The 8,878-nt window shown below is 74.0% G+C and carries 10 protein-coding genes and 1 pseudogene; 6 read left to right on the top strand and 5 right to left on the bottom strand.

Annotation, left to right across the window (positions count from 1 at the left end; all coding sequences use genetic code 11):
- Positions 1 to 93: 93 nt before the first annotated feature.
- Complete coding sequence (locus ABZ806_RS44190) at positions 94 to 489, bottom strand: RidA family protein (RefSeq protein ID WP_500225830.1); 396 nt, start codon at positions 487 to 489, stop codon at positions 94 to 96.
- A 135-nt stretch (positions 490 to 624) separates the two neighbouring features.
- Between ABZ806_RS44190 and ABZ806_RS44185 the strand changes: the two genes are divergently transcribed.
- Positions 625 to 1,599 carry a helix-turn-helix transcriptional regulator gene (locus ABZ806_RS44185; RefSeq protein WP_500225827.1) on the top strand — a complete coding sequence of 325 codons (975 nt, stop codon included), beginning with the start codon at positions 625 to 627 and terminating at the stop codon, positions 1,597 to 1,599.
- Positions 1,600 to 1,633: 34 nt separating this feature from the next.
- Here ABZ806_RS44185 and ABZ806_RS44180 read toward each other — a convergent pair whose 3' ends face one another.
- Positions 1,634 to 2,242: a TetR/AcrR family transcriptional regulator gene (locus ABZ806_RS44180; RefSeq protein ID WP_500225825.1), complete on the bottom strand. Its 609-nt coding sequence runs from the start codon at positions 2,240 to 2,242 to the stop codon at positions 1,634 to 1,636.
- 94 nt (positions 2,243 to 2,336) lie between these two features.
- Here ABZ806_RS44180 and ABZ806_RS44175 point away from each other — a divergent pair, with 94 nt between their 5' ends.
- The gene (locus ABZ806_RS44175; RefSeq protein ID WP_500225824.1) at positions 2,337 to 2,558 is read left to right on the top strand and encodes an SDR family NAD(P)-dependent oxidoreductase; all 222 of its coding nucleotides are present in this window, start codon (positions 2,337 to 2,339) and stop codon (positions 2,556 to 2,558) included.
- A gap of 76 nt (positions 2,559 to 2,634) precedes the next feature.
- Positions 2,635 to 3,288 (top strand): NADPH-dependent F420 reductase, encoded by a 654-nt coding sequence (locus ABZ806_RS44170; RefSeq protein WP_500225821.1) that lies wholly within the window; start codon positions 2,635 to 2,637, stop codon positions 3,286 to 3,288.
- Between the two features lie 92 nt (positions 3,289 to 3,380).
- On the opposite strand, the gene ABZ806_RS44165 is transcribed toward ABZ806_RS44170, so the two are convergent.
- Positions 3,381 to 4,112, bottom strand: a complete 732-nt coding sequence (locus ABZ806_RS44165) for a dienelactone hydrolase family protein (RefSeq protein WP_500225820.1) — start codon at positions 4,110 to 4,112, stop codon at positions 3,381 to 3,383.
- A gap of 269 nt (positions 4,113 to 4,381) precedes the next feature.
- Positions 4,382 to 4,981 (bottom strand): TetR/AcrR family transcriptional regulator, encoded by a 600-nt coding sequence (locus tag ABZ806_RS44160; RefSeq protein WP_500225817.1) that lies wholly within the window; start codon positions 4,979 to 4,981, stop codon positions 4,382 to 4,384.
- A gap of 139 nt (positions 4,982 to 5,120) precedes the next feature.
- Here ABZ806_RS44160 and ABZ806_RS44155 point away from each other — a divergent pair, with 139 nt between their 5' ends.
- Both ABZ806_RS44155 and ABZ806_RS44150 read left to right on the top strand, forming a co-directional pair.
- Positions 5,121 to 5,855, top strand: a complete 735-nt coding sequence (locus ABZ806_RS44155; RefSeq protein WP_500225815.1) for an SDR family NAD(P)-dependent oxidoreductase — start codon at positions 5,121 to 5,123, stop codon at positions 5,853 to 5,855.
- Positions 5,856 to 6,137: 282 nt separating this feature from the next.
- Entirely contained in the window at positions 6,138 to 6,761 is a 624-nt protein-coding gene (locus tag ABZ806_RS44150; RefSeq protein ID WP_500225813.1) for an NADPH-dependent F420 reductase, read from the top strand.
- 151 nt (positions 6,762 to 6,912) lie between these two features.
- Here ABZ806_RS44150 and ABZ806_RS44145 read toward each other — a convergent pair whose 3' ends face one another.
- Positions 6,913 to 8,031, bottom strand: a complete 1,119-nt coding sequence (locus ABZ806_RS44145; RefSeq protein ID WP_500225811.1) for a tyrosine-type recombinase/integrase — start codon at positions 8,029 to 8,031, stop codon at positions 6,913 to 6,915.
- 120 nt (positions 8,032 to 8,151) lie between these two features.
- Here ABZ806_RS44145 and ABZ806_RS44140 point away from each other — a divergent pair.
- Positions 8,152 to 8,878: pseudogene (locus ABZ806_RS44140) on the top strand (hypothetical protein); the annotation flags it as partial.

Here is an 8,878-nt window from a genome sequence, read left to right as displayed (position 1 = left end):
CGTTCCACGAGCCGTTTGAGCCCCCGCGACTCGCGGGGCATCTCCGGGTCCCCGCGCCGCCCGGGCGGGCCGCGGGGGACGGCGCGGGCGGCGTCACGCGACGGCGGTCCCCTCCAGCTCGACCAGCAGGGTGGGGATCGCCAGCCGCGCCACCCCGAGCATCGTGGTGGCCGGCGCCGCCCCGGCGGCGCCCAGCCGCGACGCCAGCACGCCGTAGTGCCGGAAGACCAGGTCGACGTCGGTGGTGTAGACGTTGAGCCGGACCAGGTCGGCGAGGGACATGCCGGCCTCGCCGAGGACGGCCTCCAGGTTGGCCAGGCTCAGCGCCAACTGCGCCTCCATGTCGCCGTCGTGCCGGGGCTTCCCGTCGTCTCCCATCGCGGTCTGCCCTGAGCAGTACAGGGTCCGGGTGTGCCCGGAGACGAGCTCGCCCTGGTTGAATCCCATCTCGACCGACCAGGTCACCGGGTTGACCGCCGTTCGTTCCATCGCCGTATCCGCTCCGTTCGATTCGTCGGCAGGACGGGCGTCCGCCGGCTCGGTGGCCGGGTTCCCGGACGCCTGGTGAGGAGCCTCCCAGCGAATCACGACATCCTGTGTCGTGTATTTCAGTAGATTTCTCGCATGCGCGCCGACCGGCTGGTGTCACTGGTCCTGCTGCTGCGGCAGCACGGACGGCTGACCGCGGCCGTGCTGGCACGCGAGCTGGAGGTGTCCACCCGCACCGTCCTGCGCGACATCGAGGCGCTGTCCGCCGCCGGCGTCCCGGTCTACGCCGAACGCGGCCGGCACGGCGGTTTCGCGCTGCTGCCCGGTTTCCGGACCGAGCTCACCGGCCTGAACCCCGACGAGGCCCTCGCCCTGCTGGCCGCCGGGTCGCGGCGCGGCGCGCAGGCATTCGGCCTCGGCTCCGCACTCGCCTCGGCGATGCTCAAAGTGGTCGACGCGCTCCCCGACGGCTACCGGGACACCGCCGCCGGCGCGGCCGAGCGGCTGCTCGTCGAACCGGAGACCGACCTGCTCTCGCGCCGGCAGGCCGCCGAGGAGGTGCCCGACGCCGTCGCTGCCGAAGTCCTGCGCGCGGTGTTCGCCGGACGCAGGCTGCGGATCCACTACGCGGCCTGGGACCAGGCCCCGAAATGGCGCACGGTCGACCCGGTCGGCCTGGTCACCATCCGCGACCGGGGCTACCTGCTGGCCCTCAGATCCGGTGCGGACCGCACCTACCGGCTGTCCCGCGTCCTGGCCGCCGAGGCACTCCCCGAACCCGCGCGGCGCCCCGACCGCGTCGACCTGGACCGGGCCTGGCAGGAGCGCGGCACGCGGTTCCGGACCGGCGGCGACCAGGTCGCCGTGCTGGTCCGGCTGGCCCCGGCGCGGCGGGAGGAACTGCTGGGCACCGCGCTGGCCGTCCTCACCGAGGAACCCGGCGCGGACGGCCGGCTGCTGCTTGAGGTGACCTTCCAGGACGCCAGGCACGCCAGATGGGCGCTCTGGCAGCTCGGCACGGACGCCGAGGCCCTGGCCCCCCAGTGGCTGCGCGCCTTCCTGCACGACCGCGCCACCGACCTCGCCGCCCGCTACGAACCCCCGCCCTGACGGCTCCCCGACCGACCGCCCGGCCGGGAGGACGTCAGGCGGGCGGCCAGTTGCGCAGGGCCGCGTCGGCCATGGCCTGGAGTTCGTCCCCGCCGACGCCGCCGGCCGCCTGCACGGCGATGCCGAACGCCAGGGTGGTGACGTAGCGGGCCAGGAGCCCCGGATCGGTCTCGGGGGGCAGGTCGCCGTCGTCCACGGCCTGCTGGAACCGCTCCCGCAGGCGGGAGGAGCCGTCGTCGCGCCAGGCGGCGAGGAGGTCGCGGACTCCGCGTCCGGGATCGCCGGTCGCCAGGGCCCCCTGGACGCCCATGCAGCCGTGGGGGCCGGCCGGGCGGGTGGTGGTGCGAACGACGCCGGCCAGGACCGCGGCGGCGGCGCCGAGGGCGGTCGGTTGCCCAAGGGCGCCGGTCAGGTACGCGCTGGGGCCTTCGGTGTAGCGCTCCAGGGCCTTGCGGAACAGCTCCTCCTTGTTGCCGAAGGCCGCGTACATGCTGGTGGTGGAGATGCCCATGGCGCCGGTCAGGGCGGCCAGGCTGGCGCCTTCGTAGCCGTGCTCCCAGAAGACCAGCATGGCGCGCTCGAGGGCCTGGTCGGCGTCGAACCCGCGCGGCCGGCCGACGGGGCCGCTCTGTCTCGTCTGCACCCCCGCAGCTTACTCGTTCCGCATCGATCGATACAGAAATGCTATCCTTCCGATTCTGTATCGATCGATGCGGAATTTGGAGGAGGTCGTTGACGTGGGACTGCTCGAGGACAGGACCGCCGTCGTCACCGGGGGCGGCACCGGCATCGGCCTGGCCGCGGCCGTGCGGCTGGCGGCGGAGGGCGCGCACCTGTTCGTCACCGGCCGCCGCAAGAGGGAACTGGACGCCGCCGCCGTGGCCTTCCTCGCCTCCGGGCAGAGCGGCTTCATCACCGGTTCGAGCCTGTGCGTCGACGGCGGCCTGCAGCAGATCTGAGTTCCGCGGCCGGGGCCGGCACCGGCGCGTGCCCGCCCCGGCCGACCATCCCGCGACAGGTTGAGGTGAAGGACCCATGACGGTGATCGGCATCATCGGCGCGGGCGAGGTCGGCGGCCAGATCGCGCGTGCCGCGGTCGCGAACGGCTACGGCGTCGTCATCGCCAACTCGCGCGGACCCGAGACCCTGAAGGACCTCATCGACGAGCTCGGCCCGGCGGCGCGCGCCGCGACCGCAGCCGGCGCCGCCGCCGCGGGCGACTTCGCGGTCGTGGCGGTCCCGCTGAAGGTGGTCAACGACATGCCCGCGGAGGAGCTCGCCGGCAAGGTCGTGCTGGACACCAACAACTACATGGTCTGGCGCGACGGCCACATCCCGGTCATCGACTCGGGTGAGAAGACCGTCCACGAGCTGCGCCAGGAGCACCTTCCGCGGTCCAGGGTGGTGAAGGCGTTCACCCACATCCAGGCTCCGCGCATCACCACCGCGGGCCTCCCGGCGGGCGCCCCCGGCCGCCTGGCGCTGTCGGCGTCGAGCGACTTCCCCGAGGCCGTGGACCTGGTGGCGCGGCTGTACGACGACTTCGGGTTCGACACCGTCGACAACAGCCCGCTCAGCGAGTCCTGGCGCAGCGGCCCCGGCCAGCCCGCCTGGCTCGCGCACGAGCACCAGACCCGCCCCGACCTGATCGCCAACCTCGCCGGCGCGCGGCGGATCACCGTGAGCTGAGAGCCGGGCGGACGCGGGGCCCGTCCCGATGAGCGGCGTCCCGGCGGGCGTCGCCCCCCTCCGGCGGCCCGGTGAAGGGGGGCGGCGCGCGGCTAGCCCAGGTGCCGGGTGAAGAACTGGGCCGCGGGGTCCCCCGCGGACTGCGGGACGCCGGTGTGCCCGCCCATGTTGGCGTGCAGCGCCTTCTCCTTGCTGCCGAAGGCGTCGAACAGGTCCAGGGCCGCCTGCCGGTCGTTGCCCTCGTCGTCCCACTGCAGCAGGACGTGCAGCGGAATGGTGACCCGGCGGGCCTCCTCGAACGTGGTGCGCGGCACGAAGCTCCCGGCGAACAGGACGGCGGCCGAGATGCGCGGCTCGACCACCGCTAGCCGGACGCCGATGGCGATCACTCCCCCCGAGTACCCGACCGGGCCGCCGATCTCGGGCAGCGCCAGGAGGGCGTCCAGGGCGGCCCGCCATTCCGGGACCGCCTGCTCGACCAGCGGGAGGACGAGCCGGTCGATGATGCCGCTGCCGACCGGCTCGCCGGCCCGCAGCGCCCCGCGCAGGTCGGCGCGGGCCTGCTCGGCGGCGGCCGAGCGGGGCCGGTCACCGCTGCCGGGGAGCTCGATGGTGGCGGCGGCGAAGCCGTACTCCGCCGAGTGCCGGGCCCGGGCCGCCAGCCGCGGGCGCATCCCGTGCAGTCCGCCGGGGTGGCCGAGCAGGATCAGCGGCGCCGGCGCGGACGCGGCTCCTGGCGTCCACAGGACGCCGGGGATCTCGCCGAGGGCGAAGTCGCGTTCGAGGACGCCGTCGTCGAGGCGCCGCTCGGTGGTGAATCGCATGGTCGTGCCTTTCGGGAGTGCTGGTGAACGGCGCTCCCGGACGACCTACCGCCCGACCGTGACCCCCGGAGGGAGCACCCGTGTCGATACTGCGTTCACGGATACCACCTCCTCGTTCTCCTGCACGGCCTCCGGCAAGGTAGCAGTGGCCGCCGAGGCCCGCCAACGGGTTTTCGCGGACGACGCGGGCTGCGAGCGCCGCCCCGCCTAGAAGGCCGGGGCGACCCTCTACCTCCCCTACCGTGACCCGCCCTTGCCGCGATCAGCGCTCATCGCTGGGCCGTCGCGGGGATCGCGTTGTCGATGAGGACGGCGGCGATGGCGGCGGCGGTGGGGAAGCTCTCGCTGTTGAGGACTCGCGTGCGGGCCGCGGCGCCGTCCAGGAGCAGTGCGAGCTGTTCGCCGAGCTGTTCGGGGTCGGCGGCGCCGGCCTCCCGCGCGGTTTCGGCCAGCCGCGCGGCGATGACCTGCTTGTAGTCGCGCGCGTACTGGGACGCGGGGTGCTCGGGGTCGTGGAGTTCGACGGCCGCCGCGATGTACGGGCACATGGGGGTGAGCTCCTGCGTCCCGGACGCGGGCACCTCGAAGGCGGCGAGCAGCCGTTCGCGGGGGGTGAGGTCGGTGCGGTCGAACACCGCGGACATGGCGTCGGGATCGAATCGGCGAAGGTATTCGGCGACGAGTTCGTCCTTGCCGGCGAAGTGCTGGTAGGCGGTGCGCTTCGAGACCTGGGCCACCGCGCACAGCTGGTCCATGCCGGTGCGGTTGATGCCCTGGGCGCGGAACAGCTGCCGGGACGCGCCGAGGATGCGTTCGCGTGCGCCCCGGCCGCGGCGCCGGCCTTGGGGGCCCTTCTCCAGCTCCGTCATACCCCCAGCCTAACCCAGTCGGGTACTGATCGGTGTGCATAGCTTGCGCCGCCGCCGACCCTCGGATACCGTAAGTACACAGGACGGTGTATGTAACGTCCTGGCTGTTCCGAATACCCGTCCGTCCAATGGAGTGATCATGGGAAAGCTCGACGGCAAGGTAGCGGTGATCACCGGTGGATCAACCGGCATGGCACTGGCCGGCGCCCGGCTGTTCGTTGAAGAGGGGGCCTACGTCTACATCCTGGGCCGGCGGCAGGAGGCCCTCGACGAGGCCGTCGAGGTGATCGGCCGCAACGTCACCGCCGTGCGGGGCGACGCGTCCGAGCCGGCCGACCTCGACCGCCTCTACGCGACGGTCGCGAAGGAGAAGGGCTCGATCGACGTCCTGTGGTCCAACGCCGGAATGGGCGAGCCGGCCAAGCTCGGCGAGATCACCGAGGAGCAGTTCCACAACGCGTTCTGGCTCAACGCGCGCGGCACCCTGTTCACCGTGCAGAAGGCGCTGCCGCTGCTCAACGACGGCGCCTCGGTCTTCATGACCGGCTCGAACGCCTCCCTGCGCGGCTTTCCCGGATGGAGCGTGTACGCCGGCAGCAAGGCCGTGCAGCAGGCCTGGGCCCGCGTGTGGCTCAACGAGCTCAGGGACCGGAGGATCCGGTTCAACGTGCTCACCCCCGGCCAGGTCGCCACGGCCAAGCAGGAGGAACTCTTCGACGAGGCCACCAAGAAGGCCTTCGAGTCCCTGATCCCCCGCGGGCAGATGGGCCGCCCCGAGGAGATCGCGACCGTCGCGCTCTTCCTCGCCGCCGACGACTCCAGCTACGTCAACGGACTGGAACTGACCACCGACGGCGGCACCACCGTCATCTGACCACCGGACACCGAAAAAGGGTCACACCCGCATATACCAGCGCCGGCACGGGCGAAGGGGCGTCCTCGAACGCCGGCATCCACCACACCCAGAAGTATCGCGCGGGCGCCCGGATCCGTGTGCTGGAGATTGTTCAGGGCATACCGGCCGGCACCCACCCGCGAACGGGTGTCACTCGTGACCCGCCAGGCCGCATCCTTCGACGGCATGGGCCACCTCCTGCTCGACGCGGCGCGAACGAGACAGATCGAAGGCTCGAGAACAAGGAAGAGGGCACACCGCATGAGCAGCATCACCATCATCGGCACCGGGAACATGGCCCGCACCATCGGCGCGCGGGCGGTGGCGGGCGGCAACACCGTCGAGGTCATGGGCCGCGACCAGTCCAAGGCCGCCGACCTGGCCAAGGCCCTGGGCGGCGGCGCCACGACCGGAGAGTGGGGCGCCGTCCCGGCCGGGGACATCGTCATCACGGCCCTGTTGTACGACGGTGTCGTTCCGACCGTCGCCCGGTACGGGGACGCCCTCGCGGGCAAGGTCATCATCGACATCAGCAACCCCTTCAATTCCACCTTCGACGGGCTGGCCTACGGCGAGGGGACCTCGGTCGCGCAGGAAGCCGCCAAGGCGGCCCCGGCCGGCGCCAGCGTCGTGAAGGCGTTCAACACCATCTTCCGCGAAGTCCTGGAGAAGGGCCGGCCCGTCGTCTTCATCGCCGGCGACAGCGCGCAGGCCAAGGCAGGCGTGGCGGAGTTCGTCAAGAGCCTCGGGCTGCGCCCGCTGGACGTCGGCGACCTGAAGATGGCGCACTGGCTGGAAGGAGCGGGCCTGGTCACGGTGGGCCTCGCCGGCCACGGAGTCGGTCACTGGGACTTCGCCCTCGGCGTCGACGAATTCACCGGCTGAACCGGCCGAGCCGCACCGCCCCTCGGTCCGAACCGCCGGCCAAGGGGCGGTGTACGTCGCGCTCGCCGGGGCGCGGCGCGGCACGCCTGTTGGTGCCCGGCGGCCGGCTCGGCGGCCGCCGGTGACCCGGTGCCGGCGGCGGGCGCGGGGGTCATGCGGGCGGGGCCGGCGGGGACGGGAAGGGGAGGGTGTCGACGGCGTTGCGGCGGCGGCGTTCGGGGCGGCGGTCGTAGCGGGCGGTGGTGGCCGGGGAGGCGTGCCCGACCAGGTGCTGGACGGTCGCCAGGTCGACGCCCTGGTCGAGGAGGTCGCCGATGAAGGTGCGGCGGAAGTCGTGCGGGGTGACCGGGGGCAGGGACGCCTCCTTGCGGCGCTTGACGACGGCGTTGCGGACGGCGGCGTCGGTCATCGGCCGGTGCTGGACCGCGCCCGAGCGGTGCACCGGCTTGAACAGCGGTCCCGCCGTGCGGTCGTCCAGCACGAGCCAGGCGCCCAGCAGCGCGGCCGCGCCCTCGTGGACGTACTCCAGCCGCTGCTTGTCGCCCTTGCCGGTGATCCGCAGGGAGCGCTCGCCCGGGTCGTAGTCCTCGCGGCGCAGCGCGGCGACCTCGGCGCGGCGCGCGCCGGTGGTGTAGAGGACGGCCAGCAGCGCGGCGTCGCGGGTGCCCGCCGCGGACGGGTCGGCGCCGCAGACCGCCAGGAGGGCGGAGAACTCGGCGGCGTGGACGCTGCGGCCGGCGGGCAGCCGCGTCCCGCGGAAGTTCCGCACCGCGGCGGCCCGCTGGTAGTCGTCGGTGGACATCTCGCCCAGCCGCCACGCCGTCCGCAGGACGCCGCGCAGCGCCGACAGGTGCAGGTTGCGGTAGGCGGGCGACCACGGGACCGGTTCGCCGTCCGGGCCGTCGACGGTCCGGGAGCCGATCAGGGCGCGCAGCGCGGCGGTGTGCTCGGCGCGCAGCTGCGCCCAGGGGAACCGCTCCCCCGGCGCGGCGCCGGGGTCGCGGCCCGCCGCGGTGTGGAGCATCGCGGCCAGGCGGTGCAGGCAGGCGCTCATCGCGCGCCGCGACCGCGGGCTCTCCAGGTCGGCGACGTAGACCAGGAACGCGTTGCGGGTGGCCGGCGGCCCGGGGCGGTCCCGGGCCGGGGACGGGAGCCGTTCGCCGGAGGGGACGAGCCCCGTCGCCGCCGGGCCATCGGGGAGGGTGCCCGGCGGCCTGTGCGGGGCGGTGGGTGCCGGGACGCCGGTGGCGGGCGGGCGGAGGTCGTCCATGCGCCGCAGCCTAGCCGAGCTGGCTTCTGAGAACGAACATTGTCGTCAGTTGGCGCGCCACGTTTTCCGGAGGTTGTTATTTTCTGGAAATAGGAATCTGAAAAATCTAGGATGGCGGGTGTGACGATCAGCGAGGAGACGGCGGCCGCGGAGCGCGCCTGCCGGTACTGCGGCCGACCCGTTCCGCGGCGCGAAGGGCGCGGGCGGCCGCGCGAGTACTGCGCGCAGGGCGACTGCCAGACCCGCGCCAAGCGCGAGCGGGAGCTGCGGCGCGGCACGCCGGGCCTGGAGGGGGCCCTCGCGCGGGCCGAGGATTTGTACGAACGCATGGAGCAGGGCCTCGCGGCGGCGCTCACCCCCCTAGCCCAGGCGCTGGACTCGGAGCTGTCGCCGCGCGGCGTGGAGGCGCGGATCAGCGCCGTCCGCGCCGAGGCGCAGTCGGCGGTGGCCGCCGCGCTGGCCGAGCGCGAGGACGCCGGGGCGCGCGCCGCCGGCGCCGAGCAGGCGGCGGACGAGGCCCGCGAACGCGCCCGCGCCGACCGGCGGCGCGCCCAGCAGGCCGAACACGAGCGCGACGGCGCGCTGCGGGACGCCGAGCAGGCCCGCGCCGAGGCCGCCGCCGCGGTGCACGGCGCGCGGGAGGAGGCCGAGCGGACGGTCGCGGCGGTCCGCGCCGAGGCCGACGATGTCGTCCGCCGGGCCCGCCTGGAGGCCGACCGGATCGCGGCCGACGCGCGCGACCGGGCCGAGGAGGCCCGCCTGGACGCGCAGGACGCGCGGTCCCTGGCCGCCGAGGCCGGACGCGCCGCCGACGCCGCCCGCGCCGACGCCGAGCAGGCCGGGGCGC

The sequence above is a fragment of the Spirillospora sp. NPDC047418 genome (genome assembly GCF_040643275.1).
Lineage (GTDB): Bacteria > Actinomycetota > Actinomycetes > Streptosporangiales > Streptosporangiaceae > Spirillospora.
The sequence above is the reverse complement of the archived record's forward strand: the minus strand, read 5'-3'. Positions and strand labels throughout refer to the sequence as shown.

Bases quoted from the DNA above. Each gene is read 5' to 3' on its own strand.
- ABZ806_RS44190 (WP_500225830.1), bottom strand. From the start codon at position 489: ATGGAACGAACGGCGGTCAACCCGGTGACCTGGTCGGTCGAGATGGGA.
- ABZ806_RS44185 (WP_500225827.1), top strand. From the start codon at position 625: ATGCGCGCCGACCGGCTGGTGTCACTGGTCCTGCTGCTGCGGCAGCAC.
- ABZ806_RS44170 (WP_500225821.1), top strand. From the start codon at position 2,635: ATGACGGTGATCGGCATCATCGGCGCGGGCGAGGTCGGCGGCCAGATC.
- ABZ806_RS44165 (WP_500225820.1), bottom strand. From the start codon at position 4,112: ATGCGATTCACCACCGAGCGGCGCCTCGACGACGGCGTCCTCGAACGC.
- ABZ806_RS44160 (WP_500225817.1), bottom strand. From the start codon at position 4,981: ATGACGGAGCTGGAGAAGGGCCCCCAAGGCCGGCGCCGCGGCCGGGGC.
- ABZ806_RS44155 (WP_500225815.1), top strand. From the start codon at position 5,121: ATGGGAAAGCTCGACGGCAAGGTAGCGGTGATCACCGGTGGATCAACC.
- ABZ806_RS44150 (WP_500225813.1), top strand. From the start codon at position 6,138: ATGAGCAGCATCACCATCATCGGCACCGGGAACATGGCCCGCACCATC.
- ABZ806_RS44145 (WP_500225811.1), bottom strand. From the start codon at position 8,031: ATGGACGACCTCCGCCCGCCCGCCACCGGCGTCCCGGCACCCACCGCC.